This is a genomic window from Gaetbulibacter jejuensis (assembly GCF_039524015.1).
Lineage (GTDB): Bacteria > Bacteroidota > Bacteroidia > Flavobacteriales > Flavobacteriaceae > Gaetbulibacter_B > Gaetbulibacter_B jejuensis.
The window spans coordinates 69,826-87,407 of record NZ_BAAAGF010000003.1; the positions used below are offsets into that span (position 1 = coordinate 69,826).

Genomic DNA, 17,582 nt, shown 5'->3' on the forward strand with positions numbered 1-17,582 from the left:
ATTCAATCTGTAAGTTTGTTAAGCGTGTAAAGAATTAAATCGTCTACAATTGCTTTTGGGTCTTCACTAAACGTTCCTGATACTCTGTTTGCTATTATAGCATTCATGGATAATGCTTTATGACCTAATAATTTTGCTAAACCGTAAATTCCTGCGGTTTCCATTTCAAGGTTAGTAATGGCTTTTCCTTGATAATTAAACGATGCTAATTTATCATTTAATTTTGGGTCTTGAACAGGCAGCCTTAGCACACGTCCTTGTGGTCCATAAAATCCAACATTGGTTGCTGTAAACCCTTGTGCTGTTTGTGATGAGCTTAGTTTGTTGTAAAGTGCTTGGTCACAAGACACAATGTAAGGTCTTGATTTATGTTTAAACCAATCTAAATGTTGTATTAATGCTTCAGAAATTTCAGGATATTGCACATGTTCGCTTTCGTAAAAATGTAATAAACTGTCAAAACCTGCTGCATATTCGCTTATTAAAAACGAATCGGTAGGAATTTCTTTTTGGATAGAACCAGAAGTTCCTATTCTAACAATATTTAACGAAGTAAGGTCTTGTTTTACTTCGCGTTTATCAAAATCGATATTTACCAAAGCATCTAGCTCGTTAAATACAATATCAATATTATCAGTACCAATTCCTGTTGAAATTACTGTAATACGTTTGTTTTTATAAGTTCCTGTTTGAGTGTGAAACTCTCGTTTTTTAGTTTGAAATTCAATAGTGTCAAAATGTTTGGTAACACTATCAACTCTATCAGGATCACCAACTGTAATAATAGTATCAGAAATATGTTCTGGTCGTAAATTTAAATGGTAAATACTACCATCAGGATTTAAGATAAGTTCAGACGCTTTAATAGGCATTTATTGGTGTTTTAATAAGTTTGTTTTGTTGTTTACTAAACTGAAAATCCAATCTATTTACTCCACCATAGTAAATGTTATTGTTTATTTCAGATGAATAATTAGTAGTATTTAATAAGGCTTCATGACCTTTTCTGTTTAAAGAAATATGTTGCTCTTCTTCGTTGAAGAATATGGAAAGTTTATCAATTAATCGGTTAATTTGAATATCTCCAAACCCAAAATAGCCTTGATAATTTAGGGTATAACCTAAAAGATGATGTCTCGATTTTATATCGTTATCTCTAACAATAGCTAAAATATTATGCTCTAAAACACTCAGGCCACTTTTTGAATCAGGAAAACGTTCTAAATGCGCTTTTAAGCAATTGCTTAAATATTTAAACGATGATTTTTTGGTGATATAAGGCTTTAATAGGTTGTGGTCTTTACCACAATAGGTTTTCCATACAGTTGTAGCCAAATCTAAATCCTCTTCAGAAAGCTTTATTTTATTTTTATAGTGGTTTAAAAGCTGGCTTTGTGTAAGTTCTGGCAATCCTTTGAGGCTTTTTTCGCCTTCAATTCTACCAGAACACACTAAATACACAGGAAGATTAATTTGTTTTTGTTTGATTAAGCTTATTACAGCAACAAGGTTGATATGGCAGAATAAATCGTATTCAAACCAAAGGACAATTTCTTTGTAGGTATCAGCATTATTAAGCTTGTTGATGTCTTCAAAGAATTTTTCATCATGAAAATCTAGATTATACACATCGTTAAAAAAGTCTTTTCTAATTTTTAAATACTCTTTAGCATCAATACGCTCAGTAGTTGGACCTTCGCAAAGCATTTCATCCCAAGTTAAAATATCACCTTGTATTGAGAGTTCTAATAACCTTTCGGTTAGGCTATCTCCATTTGTAATATGCAATGTTTCCATAATTATCCGCCTACACGTTTTACAGCAAATCCTTTGTCTTTAAGTATTTGCATTATTTTATCTCTATAGTCGCCTTGAATAATGATTTTATCATCTTTAAAACTTCCACCAACACTCAATTTGGTTTTAAGTTCTTTTGCAAGTGCTTTAAAATCTTCGGTAGCTCCAGTATAACCTTCTAAGATAGTAATAGGTTTACCTTTTCGCTTTTCGTATTTACAAATAATAGGATCGTCCTGCATCCATAATCCATCAGCGTCGTCATTGGTGTCATCAGACGCTTCTGGGACATGGTCTGGAAAAAGGTTTTTAAGTTGGTCTTGTAAGTCCATTTATTAATTTTCAGTACGCAGTTGTTGGTTATTTTTTAATTAAACCTAGTTCAACTAAACGCTCATGAAGGAATTCTCCAGCTGAGATATCATCATACAGTTTTGGATGGTCTTCGTCAATACAACTCTCCAATACGTCTAATCGCATTTCACTTACAGGATGCATAAAAAATGGAATAGAATAACGTGATGTTCCCCAAAGTTCTTTTGGTGGATTGATAACTCTATGGATAGTAGATTTTAATTTGTTGTTAGTGTGACGCGACAACATATCTCCAACATTAATCATTAATTCATCAGGTTCTGCAATGGCGTCAATCCATTCACCTTTATGATTTTGTACTTGTAGTCCTCGTCCTTGAGCTCCCATTAATAACGTAATAAGGTTAATATCACCATGAGCAGCAGCTCTAACAGCTTCTTTTGGCTCTTCTTTAATAGGAGGATAGTGGATAGGTCTTAAAATAGAATTTCCGTTGTGAATGTATTGGTCAAAATAGGTTTCTTCTAAATCTAAATGAAGTGCAAGCGCTCTTAAAACATATCTAGCTGTTTTTTCAAGCATTCTGTAAGTTTCTTTACCTATTTCATTGAATTTAGGTAATTCTTCTACAGTCACATTGCTTGGATATTCTTCTTCAAGTTTCGGATTGTCTTCAACATATTGTCCAAAATGCCAAAACTCTTTTAAGTCACCTTCTTTTTTTCCTTTAGCACTTTCTTTACCAAAAGATACGTAACCTCTTTGACCTCCAATTCCAGGAATTTCATATTTCTGTTTAGTGTCAACTGGTAAGTCAAAAAAGTTTTTTACTTCTTTATATAGGTTGTCAACTAGTTTATCATCTAAAAAATGACCTTTCAATGCTACAAAGCCTATTTCTTCATAAGCCTTACCAATTTCTTTAATAAATTTTTGTTTTCTATCAGGATCTCCAGAAATAAAATCTTCGAGATTTACACTAGGTATTGAATTCATTGTTTGTATTTTTAAGTAGTAATAATACAAAAATAACGAAAACATCGCTAAAATTTCACTTCTTTGATTGGTTGTTAAAAAAAATCCTGCTTAGATATAAATCTTTCAATTTTTAGTTACTTTTGAAATACGAATGAAAAATGACAAAATGCTAACTTCATCAAAAAGCAATATTACTTACGACAAAAAGAATTTAGACTCTAAAATACTTTTACAACTTTACGCTAACATGCTAAAACCACGCATGGTAGAAGAAAAAATGCTTATCCTTTTACGACAAGGTAAAATTTCAAAGTGGTTTTCAGGAATTGGACAAGAAGCTATTTCTGTTGGTGTTACAATGGCTCTTAACAAAGAAGAGTATATTTTACCAATGCATAGAAATTTAGGTGTATTTACAACCCGAAAAGTACCTTTAAACAGATTGTTTAGCCAATGGCAAGGTAAAGCCAATGGTTTTACTAAAGGAAGAGATAGGTCGTTTCACTTTGGAACGCAAGAGTATAATATTGTAGGGATGATTTCGCATTTAGGTCCTCAACTAGGAGTTGCAGATGGTATTGCACTTGCAAGCGTACTGAAACACAAAAACCAAGTAACAGCAGTATTTACTGGTGAAGGCGGAACTAGCGAAGGTGATTTTCATGAAGCTTTAAATGTAGCTTCTGTGTGGCACTTGCCTGTTATTTTTTGTATTGAAAATAATGGTTACGGACTTTCAACTCCAACAGACGAGCAATACAACTGTAAAGATTTAGCAGATAGAGGTAAAGGCTACGGAATGGAATCGTTTATTATAGATGGAAACAATGTTGTTGATGTTTATAGTAAAATTTCAAAGCTAGCTGAAAGCATAAGAAAACGACCAAGACCAATTTTAGTGGAATTTAAAACCTTTAGAATGCGTGGTCATGAAGAAGCAAGTGGTACAAAGTATGTTCCTGAGCAATTAATGAATGAATGGGCTAAAAAAGATCCTGTACGAAATTTTGAAGTTTACTTAAAGGAACAAAAAATACTTACTGAAAAAGAGGATACTATTTTACGTGATAATATTCTTAACGAAATAAACGAAAACTTACAATTGGCTTACGATGAAGAAGAGATTGCTCCAAGCGTAACTAATGAGTTAAATGATTTATTTAAACCTTTTAATTATCAAGAAGTTAGTCCAAAAAGTAAAACTAACGAATTACGATTTATTGATGCTATTTCTGAAGGCTTAAAACAGTCTATGCAACGCCATAAAGATTTAGTAATTATGGGTCAGGACATTGCTGAATATGGTGGTGTTTTTAAAATTACTGAAGGCTTCGTAGAAGAGTTTGGAAACGACAGAGTAAGAAATACGCCTATTTGTGAATCGGCAATTGTTGAAGCAGGAATGGGACTGTCTATTGCAGGTATGAAAGCAGTTGTAGAGATGCAGTTTGCTGATTTTGTTAGTTCTGGATTTAACCCAATAGTTAATTATTTAGCTAAATCGTATTACCGTTGGAACCAAAATGCCGATGTTGTTGTAAGAATGCCTTGTGGTGCTGGTGTTGCGGCTGGTCCTTTCCACTCGCAAACCAATGAAGCTTGGTTTACAAAAACACCAGGTTTAAAAGTAGTATATCCAGCGTTTCCTTATGATGCCAAAGGTTTATTAACTACAGCAATTAACGACCCAAATCCCGTATTGTATTTTGAGCACAAAGCTTTGTACAGAAGCATACGACAAGATGTTCCTAAAGATTACTACACACTACCATTTGGTAAAGCGTCATTGCTAAAAGAAGGAAATGCGGTAACCATAATTACTTATGGAGCAGGAGTACATTGGGCTTTAGAAACTCTAGATAAAAATCCTGATATACAAGCAGATTTATTAGATTTAAGAACTTTACAGCCTTTAGATACTGAAGCTATATTTAATTCGGTTAGAAAAACAGGAAAAGCCATTATCTTACAAGAAGATTCGCTATTTGGTGGAATAGCAAGTGATATTTCAGCACTGATAATGGAAGAGTGTTTTGAGGCTTTAGATGCTCCTGTTAAACGAGTTGCGAGCTTAGAAACACCAATACCTTTTGTAAAGCAATTGGAAGATCAGTACTTAGCTAAAGGTAGATTCGAAACGGTTTTAAAAGAGTTGCTTGAGTATTAACATCCTTTTTGTTGTATCTTAGTCATTATGATGCAACAAAATACTTTTAAGTTATTCTGTGTTTTTTGTGTGATTTTCTGTTTGTCTTGCAACGAAAAGGAAGTTGCTACTCACGAATGGAAAGCACTCAAAGTAACAGCTACAGCTTATAATTCTTTTGAGTATCAAACCAATACCAATCCACATATTACCGCATTTGGAGATAGCCTAAAACCAGGTTATAAATACATTGCTGTTTCAAGAGATTTGTTAGCTTTAGGGTTGGAGCACAATACACCTGTTGCCATCGAAGGTCTTGACGGATTGTATCTTGTAAAAGACAAAATGAACCGTCGTTGGCGCAACAGGATAGATATTTACATGGGAACAGATGTAAAAGCTGCCAAAGAATGGGGACGAAAAAAAGTAACTATAAACTATCAGGTTGAAATAGAAAAAGATTCTATTTCGTCACAGCCTCTGAAAGAATAAAAGGATACGCTTTTTTTACTGCTGCAATATCTTCATCAGTTACTGTTATTGCAGTTTTACCTAATACATCTTTTGTGTATACTTCTCTTAATTCATAATAAGCTTTAGTAAGTTCATCTTGTACTGAAATGTAAAAGTTATAGGAGGTAAGCTTATCATTCTGCAAAGAAATTACAGCTTTTTTAGGGTTGTCAGATAAAAACGATAGTCCTTTTCCGTTGCAATACGTACAACTATCATCTCCATTATTATCTAAAAATGATTTAGCAATATCTTTTAGTTCTGGTAAAGTAACTAACTCATCTTCAATAAAGATTTCGTCTTTACTGTTTAAAACAATCCTTAAAATGTTTCGTTCGTTAATGGGTTCGCTGCATTCAGTGTTTGGCGGACAAGGTTTGGGCAATTTTCGGTTAATACCTTTATCCATTGATATGGTTGTGGTTACCAAAAAGAAAATTAATAATAAAAATGCAATGTCTGCCATAGAACCAGCATTTACTTGTGGCGAATTGTGTCTTGAAGTTCTCATAATAAAAGGATTAGAAGTTTTACTAGTCCTCTCAAAAACAATACCATAAAATTTTGTTAAAAAGAAAAACCAGCATGATCAAGATTCATACTGGTTTTTCTAACTCGCTAATTGATTGATGATTTCTTTTATCGTAACGTCTCCAAGTCGTCGTCGCTACTGTGTGTTGTGTCGATAATTTTTGATAAAGTTTTCATGATTGATTGATGGTTTTGATTGATGAAATTAAGACTGTTTGAATTAGCTTCTAAAACGTCTTTTACTGTTCCAAGAATTACTTCTTGTGTTCTCTAATGTTCCTGTTAATTGATTTGTGTTTAAAGTTCTCATAATATTTTGTTTTAAATGATTGATGTTTATACCTAATAGACGAGCATTTTTAATTTTTGTTACAGTACTATGTATAACAAAGTAATAAATTAACAAATTTTAACGTTTAAACAAATAACTATCAAACGAATAGAGTAGTGGTGATTAACTTAATGAAAACCAATTTTGTGAAAATCTTTTTAATAAATGTTGAAAGATTACTGCGTTATAACCTTATAAAACCTTAGTTTTGTACGAATTTTTTAAGAGGGAGATTTATTTATGTCTGAGACGCTACAAGCAGCAAAAGAACAAGAGAGTAAAAAACGGTTATACGATTATCAGTTAAATGACTTAAATCGCATTTTTGATGTGATGGATAAGTCGCCAGATAACTATAATTTATTGTATCAACTGCCAACTGGTGGAGGAAAAACAGTAGTATTTTCTGAAATTGTGCGTCGCTACATTAAAAATCACAACAAAAAAGTAGTAATACTTACACATCGAATTGAGCTTTGTAAGCAAACCTCTAAAATGCTTTCAGGATTTAATGTTAAAAACAAAATCATTAACAGTAAAGTAAAAGATTTACCAGACCAAGACCAGTACAAATGTTTTGTTGCAATGGTAGAAACTTTAAACAATAGACTTAATGATGACAAGCTAAAGCTTGAAGATATAGGTTTAGTAGTTATTGATGAGGCACATTACAATTCCTTTAGAAAGTTATTTAAGTTTTTTGATAAGTGCTTTATTCTTGGAGTAACAGCAACACCTTTAAGTTCTAATATTAAATTGCCAATGAAGGACAATTATCAAGAACTTATTGTTGGTGATGATATTGCGACACTTATTAAAAACGGATTTTTAGCAGATGCTGAAGTGTATAATTATGATGTTGCTTTAAATACTTTAAAAATTGGTATTAATGGTGATTACACTGTAAAATCATCAGAAGCACTATATACTAATTCCATCATGCAGAGTAAATTGCTGCATGCGTACGAAGAAATGTCAAAAGGCAAAAAGACATTAATCTTTAATAACGGAATTAATACTTCCAAAGAAGTGTATTATGTGTTTAAAAGAGCTGGTTACAATGTTCGACACCTAGATAATACAAATACTAAGCAAGAACGTAAAGAGATTTTAAAGTGGTTTAAAAACACACCTGACGGAATTTTAACTTCAGTAAGTATCTTAACCACAGGATTTGATGAACCTTCAGTTGAAACAGTAATTTTAAATAGAGCAACACGTTCGTTGACACTTTATTTTCAAATGATTGGTCGTGGTTCTCGTATTTTTGGAGATAAAAAAACATTCATGGTTTTAGATTTAGGGAACAATGCCATTAGGTTTGGACCATGGAATCAACCTGTTGATTGGCAACACATTTTTAAATATCCAGACCTATATTTAGAAAATATTAGAAACGACGAAGATATCGAGCGAGATTTTGTTTACGTCATGCCAGATGTAGTAAAAGCTCGTTTTAAAGGCGCTAAAATGACTGACTTTGACATTAAACAAGTGTATAAAGAAGTTATTCAAGAAGGTCAAAAATCTATTGTCGCTATTGAGCGTTCTATTGAGCAACATTCGCAAATGTGTATTGAAAGCAGTGAGGATGTTTTTGAAGCTAGAGCATTAACCAAGCTACTTCAAGACGATATTGCTTACCGCATAAAACAATACTCATATTGTATAATGAACAGCACGCAAAACTATAAAGATTGGCTTATGGAAGAGTACAACCGTAAGCTACGCTTAAGTTTTAATGGTAAGTTTTAACTCTTTTTTAAAATTTATCTTATTAAAAGTCGTTATTTTCGAAAATAGGTATAGTTTTTGATTTTTAGAGATAAACCCATTTATCATATGCCCAAAGTGAATCTTAAATTAGTAATAGCTTTATGTATGTTGTTCTCGTTTCAGCTTAATGCACAAGTTGATAACGAGAAGAAATCAATACCTATTCCTGCTGAAGAAACCAAGAAAAAAGATTCATTACCTCCTGATTTAAAGATAAAACCAAACGAGAAGGCATCCATTACCAAAGGCGAAAAGCACATTAGTGGAATTCCGTATAAAAGTAAAGTTGAAGTTAAAGAGTTGAAAAACGAGTTTTCAATGATTGACGACAATAAACTTTTAAATCCTGGAACCATTTTTGAAAAACGCTGGAACAAAACAGCAGTTGACCAAGCGATAAAACCAGCTTCAATGGATGATGTCTTTTTAGGTGATTTTAGGGTTAACGGAAAATTTGTAAACATCATTTGTAGAGACCACCAGTTTCCTGATGGAGACAGAGTAAGAGTTTATGTTAACGACGACATTATTATTCCAAGTTTAGTATTGACTTCTAATTATAAATCTTTTAATATTCCTCTAGTTGAAGGGTTTAACAAAGTCGTGTTCTTAGCGCTAAACCAAGGAGAATCTGGTCCAAATACTGCAGAATTTCAGGTTTATGATGATAAAGGTAATTTAGTGTCATCAAAACAATGGAACTTACTTACAGGCGTTAAAGCTACAATTATTGTTACTAAAGAAGCCGAAGAGTAAACTTATACCAAACCATTCATTTCCTTAACTTCTCCATAGTTAAGTCCTTTAAGCGTTATAGCTCCAATTCTAACTCTAACTAATCGCAGCGTAGGAAAACCTACTGCAGCAGTCATCTTTCTTACTTGTCTAAATTTACCTTCTGTTATAGTTATTGAAATCCATGAGGTTTTGCCATGTCTGTCATCACGTATATTTTTACCTCTTTCAGGTAAATCAGGCACTTCAATTAGTTTATAAGCCTTACAGGGTTTGGTAGTATAAGTATCTTTTTTGTGACTCAAGTCGACACCTTTTTTAAGTTGCTCTAGCGCGTCGTTAGTAATATCTCCATCAACTTGCACATAATATTCTTTTTCAACAGATGTACTAGTTATTGTATAGCTAATTTGTCCATCAGTAGTTAAGAGTAACAACCCTTCTGAATCTTTATCTAATCTACCAATAGCCATAGTGCCTTCAGGAAAATCATACAATTCTCCTAAAAACTTTTTCTTCTGTTCATGTTTTGCATTACTCATAAACTGACTAAGGTAACCATACGGTTTAAATAACTTATAATGAAAATGTTTAACTGTATCCGAAGACATGTAATATTTTTTAAAAACTTATTGCTGAAATCTATTAATAAATTTATAAGATTAAAACAGGTATTCGCTTTTATTTTTTATAAATTCACTAACCAAAAATTTAAAGTTATTTTCTTCATGAAAAAATCAACCATTTTAATGATTGTAGGCTTGAGTTTAGGCTTACAATTTACGCATGCCCAAAAAAACAAAAAAGAAGACAAACAGCCACTTGACGAAATTACTATAAGTGGATTAAAATGGAGGAATATAGGACCTTCATTAACTTCTGGTAGAATATCAGATATTGCTGTAAATCCTAATAATCCTTTTGAATACTACGTAGCTTCATCTTCTGGTGGTGTATGGAAAACTACTAATGCTGGTAACCATTACACACCAATTTTTGATGGTCAAGGGTCTTATTCTATAGGTTGCGTTACTATTGATCCTAACAATACTAATGTGATTTGGGTTGGTACTGGAGAGAATAACAACCAAAGATCTGTATCTTATGGTGATGGTGTTTACAAGTCTATTGATGGAGGTCAAAGCTGGAAACACATGGGATTAAAAAACTCTGAACACATTGGTAAAATTATTGTGCATCCAGACGATTCTAACATTATTTACGTGGCTGCAATTGGTCCGCTTTGGAGTAAAGGAGGAGACAGAGGTTTATACAAGTCTACCGATGGTGGTGAAAATTGGGAAGCTGTGCTTACTATTGACGAACATACAGGTGTTACCGATTTAGTAATGGACCCAAGATTTCCTGATGTGCTTTATGCAGCAACACTTCAAAGAAGAAGACACGTTTATACCTATGTTGGTGGTGGTCCAGGATCTGGATTACACAAAACTACTGATGGTGGAAAGACATGGATAAAAGTTGAAAACGGATTACCTAAAACTGAATTAGGACGTATTGGTTTAGCTATTTCTCCTGCAAACCCTGAAATTATTTATGCTATTGTTGAAGCTGCTGAAGGAAAAAGCGGATTCTTTAAATCTACAAATCGAGGTGCAAGCTGGGAAAAGCAATCCAACCACGTTACAAGCGGAAACTATTATCAAGAAATTATAGCTGACCCAATAGATGAGAACACAGTGTACTCTATGGATACTTGGATGAGTGCAACAAGAGATGGAGGTAAAACCTTTAATATGGTTGGTGAAGTGACTAAGCACGTTGACAACCATAGTATTTGGATTGACCCTAACGATAACAAGCACTGGCTTGTAGGTTGTGATGGCGGAGTTTACGAAACCTTTGATGCTGCTAACAACTGGGATTTTAAAGAAAATCTTCCTGTAACACAGTTTTACAAAGTAGCAGTTGATAATGCTGAACCTTTTTATAATGTGTATGGTGGAACCCAAGATAACTTTAGTCTTGGAGGACCATCAAGAGTAGTTACAGATCATGGTATTACAAATTTTGATTGGTTTATCACTAATGGAGGAGATGGTTTTGAATCTCAAATAGACCCTTACAATCCAGATTTAGTATATGCACAATCACAATATGGGTTTTTAGTACGATACGATAAAAAGAGTGGTGAAATTGTTGGTATTCAACCTAAAGAACGTGAAAACGAAAACGCATACCGTTGGAATTGGGATGCTCCATTAGCAGTTAGTAAACATGCTAAAGGTCGAGTGTATTTTGCAGCTAATAAAGTGTTCAGGTCTAACGACTATGGAAATAGCTGGGAAGTTTTAGGAGATGATTTAACGCAACAAATTGACAGAAATACATTAAAAGTGTATGATAGAGTAGTGAGTATTGATGCAGTTGCTAAAAATGGTTCAACATCACCTTACGGAACTATTGTTGCTTTGTCAGAATCTCCAATTGATGAAAACCTTATTGCTATTGGAACTGATGATGGTCTAATCCAAATCACTGAAGATGGTGGTCGCACATGGCGAAAAGTATCTAATATCTCTGGAGCGCCAAAACAGTCTTATGTCAACAATGTGTATTTATCAAGACATGATGTAAATGTTATATATGCAGCATTCAATCATCATAAATATGGCGATTTTAAACCTTATATATTTAGATCAAACGACAAAGGAAAAACATGGTTTAGCATAAGCAATAACTTACCAGAACGTGGTAGCGTGTATGCTATTGAAGAAGATCATGTTAACAGCAATTTGATTTTTTGTGGTACGGAGTTTTCAGCATATTTCTCTCCAGATGGTGGTAAACGTTGGAAAAAACTAGCTAACGGACTACCTACTATTGCTGTTAGAGATATAGCAATTCAAGAGCGTGAAAACGATTTGGTACTTGGTACTTTTGGTCGTGGATTTTATGTGTTAGATGATTATTCGTCACTTAGAGAAGTAAAAAATAGCACACCAACTGAAACCGCTACCATTTACCCAATACGCGATGCTTATATGTGGGAAAAGAGTTTACCTTTAGGTTTACCAGGAAAAGCATTTCAAGGAGATAACTTTTTTAGTGCTCCAAACTTAGGTCCTGAAGTTATGATAACCTATTATTATAACGACGATTACAAATCTTTAGAAGACCAAAGAAAAGCGAAGGAAAAGAAACTTATTGAGTCAAAAAGCAACACACCTTATCCTACATACAGCGAGTTAAAAGCTGAACGTGATGAAATGGAAGTACAGCTTGTATTCACTATTAAAGATGAAATGGGTAATGTAGTAAAGAAAGAGTTTGTAGCTCCAAGCAAAGGATTGCAACGTTTTCACTGGGATTTGAGATACACACTACAAGATCCTATTAATTTTAATAGTTCCGATTTTTACAATCCTTGGGCAAATAAAGACGAAGGTACTTTAGTACAACCTGGTAATTATACTGTTGACATGCAACTGTATAAAGAAGGAGAAATGACTAGCTTAGTTAACCCTGTAACTTTTAAGGTTAAGCCTTTAAATAATACTATTTTACCTGCAGAAGACCGAGCGTCTAAAGTTGCTTTTCAAAAGCAGATTTCTCAATTGGAATCTGACTTAGGAACTTGCCAAAGTATGATGAGTGAAATGAATAACAAAATAAGATACATGAAGAAAGCTGTTAAACGTTCAGAATTACCTTTTGCACAATTAACCGCTTCAATTAATGCTATAGAAAAGAATTTAGAAGCGATTAGCACTAACCTTTATGGAGACAGTGTAAAATCTAAGTTAGATATTGACCAGTTATTAAGTCCTGCAAACCGATTAGGAACCATAAGTTATGAGCAAAAGTATTCAACATCAACACCTACTGAAACTCACAAAACAAGTTATGCAATTGCAAAAAAGCAAATTGATGCTATAAAGAAACAGTTAGAAGTGATTTACAATATTGATATTAAAAAACTTGAAGAGCAACTCATAAAATCAGGAGCTCCATATACTCCTGGTCGTGGTTACGAAAACGAAGACTAAAACTTAAATTTCAATGTCAGATAAAATCGTTACTGTTTCGCAAAAAGTAAACACTTCAATTGAACGTGTTTGGAAAGCAATAACACATAAAGACCAGATGAAAAACTGGTATTTTGAACTTGAAGAGTTTTTACCTGAAAAAGGGTTTAAATTTGAATTTATAGGTTATGGACACACAGGTGAGCAATTTAATCACCTGTGTGAAATTACCGAAGTTATTCCTCTAAAAAAGCTACAGTATAGTTGGGAGTATAAAGGTTACGTAGGGAAGTCCTTTGTAACGTTTTATTTAGATGGAAATGCAAAATCTACTACTATTACTGTAACGCATGAAGGTATTGAAACGTTTCCTGATCATCCAGATTTTGACAAATCTAATTTTACTGGAGGCTGGAAACACATTATTAAAGAATCATTATATAACTATTTAACTAAATAAAGTTACCTAACACATTAAATGAGCCAACCTAAAAGCAAATTACTCATTGTATTGGCGTTCTTTTCTATATACGTCATTTGGGGATCTACCTATTTACTTAACAAAATTGCAGTGATGGAGTTACCTCCATTTATGCTAGCGTCAATTAGATTTACAGTTGCAGGCATCTTAATTTTTGGGATTGCAAAAACTATGGGTATCTCTATAAAAATAACCAAAAAGCAACTGCTTAATACAATGGTTGCTGGCTTTTTGTTTCTAACTTTTGGAAATGGAGTAGTGGTTTGGGCTTTAAAATATGTAGATAGTGGTTTTGCAGCTTTAGAAATTTCAGCACAACCTTTGGTTATTCTTATTTTAATGAGAATTTTACAAGGCAAAAAAATACAACCTATGTCACTAATAGGTGTTGCTCTTGGTATTGTTGGTATTTACCTTTTAGTAAGTCAAAAACAAATTATAGCTCAAGAAAACTCCATACTAGGCATGATTATGATTTTTGCTTGTATGCTAAGTTGGGCTTATGGCAGTTTATTTGTTGGTAAAGCCGATTTACCAAACAATTATTTTATCAATACAGGTTATCAAATGTTTACTGGTGGCATTATGCTTTTCATTGCTAGTTTAGCTTTTGGAGAAAGGTGGTCCACACCTAATGTCTGGAGTTTAGATGTTCAAATATCTATGGTATTGCTTATTGTATTTGGAAGTATTGTTGCGTTTACCTCATTTAATTATTTACTAAAAGCAGTATCTCCTGAAAAAGTAGCGACATCTACTTATGTCAACCCAATAGTTGCATTGTTTTTGGGATGGTATTTTTTAGATGAAGCTATCACAGTTCAATCAGTATTGGCAGCTGTAATATTGCTTACAGGAGTGTACTTTATCAATACCAAAAAGAAACTTGTTCTATTTTCTAGATTCAATAGAAAGCAAGTGTAATTAATAGCACACATTGTTTTTAAGAATTATGGTATTCAATTCATTCCAGATGCTATCATCAAAAGACTTTGGTGAAAACCTAAAAAGGAGTAAAGTAGTATTCTTGTCTTTACAGTAATGCTCTTCTACAGTGACATTTAATGTTATTATTTCTTTAGTTTTTAAACGGTCAAATGTTTTTAGTTTTCCTTTATAACTTGTCTTGGTTTTAACTAATAATACATTAGTTTTTAATATGTCATTTTCAATATTTCCATTTGTTTTCATATCCATTAAACCATCAAAATAAAGCTGTAAATCATTTTCTAAAGTATGCTCATCAATGTCAATTTCACCTTCTATATGCCAAACAAAAGCATAAGACCAAAACCTAGGACTCTCTTTAGTTCCCCAACCTTTTGGAAATTGAGCTTCTTCAAAACCTGAATATGAAATATCCTGAGCAAAACCAATAGGAAACTTAAATACTTCCTTTGCCCAAGTGCTATCTGTTACCAAAAGATTTTGATGCGTTTCATCTTGAGCACTAACTAGTGTAGTTATTAAAATTGCAAAACATATTAGTAATTGTTTCATTTTGTTTCGGTAAGTTTTAGAGTATGATTTTTAACGGTATCTATATTATTCAAATAGTCTTCAATAGGTTGTATTACTGTAATATCTGGCAATACTCCAGTTGTGTCAGGTAGTGTTTTAACAGCAACTCTACTTGCTGTATTAGCGACATAGTATTGTAGTTTTGTGTTCTTCAATCGACATACTGTTTGTCCTGCTGTACAAAGCTGATTAGAGCCTAATTCTTCTCCTACTATAGTTCCTAAGCTCAATTCTTTTGCTAAAGCCATAAAATGACCAGTTGTTGATTTTCCGTTTCCGTCAATCATAACATACAAGTTACCTTTAAACGTATTGGAAACTGGTTGGTGGATTTCATGTTCTGAAGAATGCATAGAGTTTACAAAGTATTTAAATGGTGCTTTCGCTAAATGCTTCAATAAGTAAATACTAGACTCCGCAGAACCACCTCCATTTAAACGTAAGTCAATAATTAGATTTTCAATGTTTCTGGTTTCAATCTTTTTAAAACTAGAATCTATAAAATCCTTAAACTCCTGAAGGTTATTCCATGGGTAATAGTTAAACGAACTAATAGTCATAAGTGCAGTAGCTGTATCATCATAAAACTCTAAACACAAATTAGCTTCACATGGTGTAATTGAATTATCTCTGTAAGGCGCCTTAAAATCTTTTGCTTTGTTTAGTATAATTGGGTTCTCATTGCCTTTAATAGTAATCGTATACGTTTTAGGAAAACTAAGTGCATACGGAATAAGTTCAGTAGACCAACTATTAAAGAAATGCTTCTTGGTAGTCTCTGTATACCCTTGTGATTCAATATGTTTACAGATGTCGTTAACAAGTTTTGAAACTGTTATACCATTAATACTCAGTAGTTCGTCTTTTGGTTTTACCATATCAGAATTGCTCATTGCATCTACCACATAGAGCTTATCATTTACCCAACGTGTTTGCAATGGAAAAATAAGGCTAACATCCTTTAGCATTTCACTCTCTTGCCAAAATCCTCCCAATGTAGTATGTGAACAATTGATACTTGCTATAATTTCACTACAATGCCATATAAACTGACCATAAGTAGTTTGTGGTGTTATCAGTGACTTTTTTTGATTGATAATAGCCCAAAAGTCTTCTTTAGAAATAAACTTAAGCGCATTAGGATTAATCTCTATTAATTTGTGTCCTAGTTGGTCTAAGTCTGCTTTGTAATCTTCAACAGAATACACCTTAACAAACTTTTCTTGTGGAGTAATTGGTTTATTGTTTGGAAACTTGATACGTTCAATTTGGTCTTCAGCATTAAAATTATCAGGATTCATAGCTAAAGACTTCACGTAGTTTTTTAGTGACAACTCCATATTTCCCTTTTTCATATAAGCTTCTCCTAAACTATCATACGCATTGGACGAATTAGGAAACTGAGATGCAATCAACTTAAATATCTCTAAGGCTTCATCTGTTTGATTATTCCATAAAAACCCATAACCATACATGGTTAGCTCATCTTCATTATCAAAATTATAAGCAGTTGGATTTTCCTCTTTTAGCTTTAGGTAAAGCGCTACTTGTGCTTCAATTGGCAAATGACCATTAGCTTTTAATTCTGCAGAAATGGAACGCTTTTCAGTATCAGCATTAGTTGAAACTTCAACTGTAACCGAAGGTGTTGCAGTTTTATTGGTATTACCACAACTTAGTAGAGTAGTAGCAACACCAAATAAAATAAGGATAAATGATTTTAGCATAATTATTTAGTAAAATAGTTCAACTTCAAACTCAATAGCATCAGAAATAGCATAATCCTTAATATCTATAATGCTTTTGGCACCATACATAATATTCCATTTTGTACGGTCAATCTTAAACTTTGTAACCAGCTTTCTGTCATTTCCCATCATACTAAACTCGTTCTCCACTAAAGCTTCAAAACGTATGGATTCTGTAATTCCTTTGATAGTAAGATTTCCATCCATATGTATTTTACCATTGTCCATATACTTTGCTTTGGTAATTACTAGAGTAGAAGTAGGGTACACTTCAACATCAAAAAAATCGTCATTCTTTAGATGGTCAACTAAGTTCTGACTAAACTCTCCATCAGTATTGATAATGGTATTCATATCAACTGTAAAGCGTCCACCAGTAATGTAGCCTTTATCACTTTCCAAGTAACCCTCTTTAAACTTAACTGTTCCATGGTGACCTCCAAAACTAAACAGCATGGAACTATTCCAGTGTATGATACTCTGTTCAGTATCTATGGCAAAGTTGTTTTGTGCGTTAAGGGTTAAAATACTTAATGACACAAGTAATAATGCAATAACAATTCGTTTCATGATGATGTGATTTAAAAATTCATCAGTAAAACTAGTAGGAGCAGTGTTTTTAAATGTCAAAAAAGTGTAAAAGAAGTGCAAATAGTTTCAAAAAGTAGATGGAGAGGGCAATTATCAATAATTCGGCAATGCATTATAGCGGTGATTTTTT

General features: G+C 33.1%; 16 protein-coding genes. 7 read left to right on the forward strand and 9 right to left on the reverse strand.

The annotated features are described in order from the left end of the window. Nucleotides 1-2: 2 nt before the first annotated feature. The 4 genes from ABD011_RS09935 to ABD011_RS09950 are packed head-to-tail and all read right to left on the reverse strand — an operon-like array spanning nt 3 to nt 3,108. The gene (locus ABD011_RS09935; RefSeq protein WP_343797915.1) at nt 3-872 is read right to left on the reverse strand and encodes a nucleoside phosphorylase; all 870 of its coding nucleotides are present in this window, start codon (nt 870-872) and stop codon (nt 3-5) included. After that, complete coding sequence (locus tag ABD011_RS09940; protein WP_238155784.1) at nt 862-1,797, reverse strand: DUF1835 domain-containing protein; 936 nt, start codon at nt 1,795-1,797, stop codon at nt 862-864. The genes ABD011_RS09935 and ABD011_RS09940 overlap by 11 nt, the downstream gene beginning before the upstream one ends. A 2-nt stretch (nt 1,798-1,799) precedes the next feature. Then, the gene (locus ABD011_RS09945) at nt 1,800-2,129 is read right to left on the reverse strand and encodes a translation initiation factor (protein ID WP_262732851.1); all 330 of its coding nucleotides are present in this window, start codon (nt 2,127-2,129) and stop codon (nt 1,800-1,802) included. Between the two features lie 28 nt (nt 2,130-2,157). Beyond that, the gene (locus ABD011_RS09950) at nt 2,158-3,108 is read right to left on the reverse strand and encodes an isopenicillin N synthase family dioxygenase (protein WP_131506652.1); all 951 of its coding nucleotides are present in this window, start codon (nt 3,106-3,108) and stop codon (nt 2,158-2,160) included. Between the two features lie 148 nt (nt 3,109-3,256). Here ABD011_RS09950 and ABD011_RS09955 point away from each other — a divergent pair, with 148 nt between their 5' ends. Further along, nucleotides 3,257-5,257, forward strand: a complete 2,001-nt coding sequence (locus ABD011_RS09955) for an alpha-ketoacid dehydrogenase subunit alpha/beta (RefSeq protein WP_425545557.1) — start codon at nt 3,257-3,259, stop codon at nt 5,255-5,257. A 30-nt stretch (nt 5,258-5,287) separates the two neighbouring features. Then, nucleotides 5,288-5,728, forward strand: a complete 441-nt coding sequence (locus ABD011_RS09960) for a 3D domain-containing protein (RefSeq protein ID WP_425545558.1) — start codon at nt 5,288-5,290, stop codon at nt 5,726-5,728. On the opposite strand, the gene ABD011_RS09965 is transcribed toward ABD011_RS09960, so the two are convergent. Next, a complete protein-coding gene (locus tag ABD011_RS09965) occupies nt 5,700-6,260 on the reverse strand; it encodes an ExbD/TolR family protein (RefSeq protein WP_343797922.1) in 561 nt (186 codons plus the stop codon). The two genes, ABD011_RS09960 and ABD011_RS09965, sit on opposite strands and share 29 nt — an antisense overlap. A 591-nt stretch (nt 6,261-6,851) precedes the next feature. Between ABD011_RS09965 and ABD011_RS09970 the strand changes: the two genes are divergently transcribed. Both ABD011_RS09970 and ABD011_RS09975 read left to right on the forward strand, forming a co-directional pair. Beyond that, a complete protein-coding gene (locus ABD011_RS09970) occupies nt 6,852-8,366 on the forward strand; it encodes a DEAD/DEAH box helicase (RefSeq protein ID WP_129760050.1) in 1,515 nt (504 codons plus the stop codon). Nucleotides 8,367-8,453: 87 nt separating this feature from the next. Then, nucleotides 8,454-9,143 carry a hypothetical protein gene (locus ABD011_RS09975; protein WP_129760051.1) on the forward strand — a complete coding sequence of 230 codons (690 nt, stop codon included), beginning with the start codon at nt 8,454-8,456 and terminating at the stop codon, nt 9,141-9,143. A 2-nt stretch (nt 9,144-9,145) separates the two neighbouring features. On the opposite strand, the gene ABD011_RS09980 is transcribed toward ABD011_RS09975, so the two are convergent. Beyond that, entirely contained in the window at nt 9,146-9,733 is a 588-nt protein-coding gene (locus tag ABD011_RS09980; RefSeq protein WP_343797925.1) for a pseudouridine synthase, read from the reverse strand. Between the two features lie 117 nt (nt 9,734-9,850). Between ABD011_RS09980 and ABD011_RS09985 the strand changes: the two genes are divergently transcribed. From ABD011_RS09985 to ABD011_RS09995, 3 genes are read left to right on the forward strand one after another with little or no spacing between them, the layout of a single operon-like run. Continuing rightward, nucleotides 9,851-13,132 carry a VPS10 domain-containing protein gene (locus ABD011_RS09985; protein WP_343797927.1) on the forward strand — a complete coding sequence of 1,094 codons (3,282 nt, stop codon included), beginning with the start codon at nt 9,851-9,853 and terminating at the stop codon, nt 13,130-13,132. A 13-nt stretch (nt 13,133-13,145) separates the two neighbouring features. After that, nucleotides 13,146-13,571, forward strand: coding sequence for an SRPBCC family protein (locus ABD011_RS09990; protein WP_129760054.1), 426 nt, complete (start codon nt 13,146-13,148; stop codon nt 13,569-13,571). Nucleotides 13,572-13,589: 18 nt separating this feature from the next. Beyond that, nucleotides 13,590-14,516 carry an EamA family transporter gene (locus tag ABD011_RS09995; protein WP_343797930.1) on the forward strand — a complete coding sequence of 309 codons (927 nt, stop codon included), beginning with the start codon at nt 13,590-13,592 and terminating at the stop codon, nt 14,514-14,516. Here the strand turns inward: ABD011_RS09995 and ABD011_RS10000 are convergent, their stop codons facing one another. Genes ABD011_RS10000 through ABD011_RS10010 form a run of 3 tightly spaced genes read right to left on the reverse strand, consistent with a single transcriptional unit; the run spans nt 14,517 to nt 17,431 of the window. Beyond that, the gene (locus tag ABD011_RS10000) at nt 14,517-15,092 is read right to left on the reverse strand and encodes a hypothetical protein (RefSeq protein ID WP_343797932.1); all 576 of its coding nucleotides are present in this window, start codon (nt 15,090-15,092) and stop codon (nt 14,517-14,519) included. Continuing rightward, nucleotides 15,089-16,840, reverse strand: a complete 1,752-nt coding sequence (locus ABD011_RS10005; RefSeq protein WP_343797934.1) for a S41 family peptidase — start codon at nt 16,838-16,840, stop codon at nt 15,089-15,091. The genes ABD011_RS10000 and ABD011_RS10005 overlap by 4 nt, the downstream gene beginning before the upstream one ends. A 6-nt stretch (nt 16,841-16,846) precedes the next feature. Beyond that, nucleotides 16,847-17,431 carry a YceI family protein gene (locus ABD011_RS10010; protein ID WP_343797936.1) on the reverse strand — a complete coding sequence of 195 codons (585 nt, stop codon included), beginning with the start codon at nt 17,429-17,431 and terminating at the stop codon, nt 16,847-16,849. Nucleotides 17,432-17,582 lie beyond the last annotated feature (151 nt).